Genomic DNA, 1,289 nt, shown 5'->3' on the forward strand with positions numbered 1-1,289 from the left:
TCCAAATCCCACAGTTTCAGGGTTTTATCCTCCGATGCCGAGACGGCTCGTTTCCCGTCCGGGGCGATCGCTACTGCCTTTACCCAGCCACTATGCCCGGTGAGGGTAGCCAGTTCCGTCCCGGTCTCCAAATCCCACAGTTTCAGGGTTTTATCATCCGATGCCGAGACCGCTCGTTTCCCGTCCGGGGCGATCGCTACTGCATTTACATCGTTACTATGCCCGGTGAGGGTAGCCAGTTCCGTCCCCGTCTCCAAATCCCACAGTTTCAGGGTTTTATCCCTGGATGCCGAGACCGCTCGTTTCCCGTCGGGGGCGATCGCTACTGCTCTTACCTTGCCCCTATGTCCTCTGAAGGTGGCTAACAGGTTCCTCGTAGCGAAATCCCACATTTTCAGGGTGTTATCCCCGGATGCAGAAACCGCTTGTTTCCCGTCTGGGGTAATGGCTACTGCATATACCGAGCCACTATGCCCGGTGAAGGTAGCCAGTTGCGACCCGGTAGCCAAATCCCACAGTTTCAGGGTTTTATCGAATGATGCGGAAACCGCTTGTTTCCCGTCCGGGGCGATCGCTACTGCATTTACCTCGCTACTATGCCCCATGAAGGTAGACAGTTCCAACCCGGTAGCCAAATCCCACAGTTTCAGGGTTTTATCGAATGATGCGGAAACCGCTTGTTTCCCGTCCGGGGTAATGGCTACTGCACTTACCCCGCTACTATGCCCGGTGAGGGTGCGAATCAGTGGCCCCCCTGGAGGAGTAAAGTTAGTAGTGAGGGGACGAAACCAGGGTTTTTTCTGGGCTTGTTTCGCCTGTTCCAATAAAGCCACAATTTCTGGATTCTCAAAGGATAACAACCGCCCCAGAAGTTGCCCCGCCAGTTGGGTTGTATCCGAGACTAAAATATGAGTCGATAGCCGCAACGTCCCCGCGATTAATTGCAGGGTTTCCGTCTGTTCCGGGTTCAGCAAGACATCGGAACTCATCGCCAAATCGTAATCTTCTATTAACGCTTGCACCCCGCACTCCGCCAGTTTTGCCTGCATAAAGTCAAAATCCGTCAGCACTTGGTGTAGCCGTGCAGTTTGGGCGGTGTTAACGAGATGCTTAGGGATTTCTTCTAAGGCATAGCGCCGCTTTTCTGGATATAATTTGTTTAGCCGTTCAATAAAGCTGGTCATAATTCATGGGTGGAAATAGAACAATTTATAGTAGGTTGGGTGGAGCGATCGCGAAACCCAACACAGTCGGCTAGGCTGGGGGTGATTAAGTTTTTGTGGGGTTTC

At 52.6% G+C, this 1,289-nt stretch carries 1 pseudogene; it reads right to left on the bottom strand.

Annotated elements, in window-relative coordinates:
* A pseudogene (locus ACTIE0_RS24475) lies at positions 1 to 1,184 on the bottom strand (hypothetical protein); the annotation flags it as partial.
* Positions 1,185 to 1,289 lie beyond the last annotated feature (105 nt).

The sequence above is a fragment of the Limnospira sp. genome (genome assembly GCF_051859755.1).
Lineage (GTDB): Bacteria > Cyanobacteriota > Cyanobacteriia > Cyanobacteriales > Microcoleaceae > Limnospira > Limnospira fusiformis.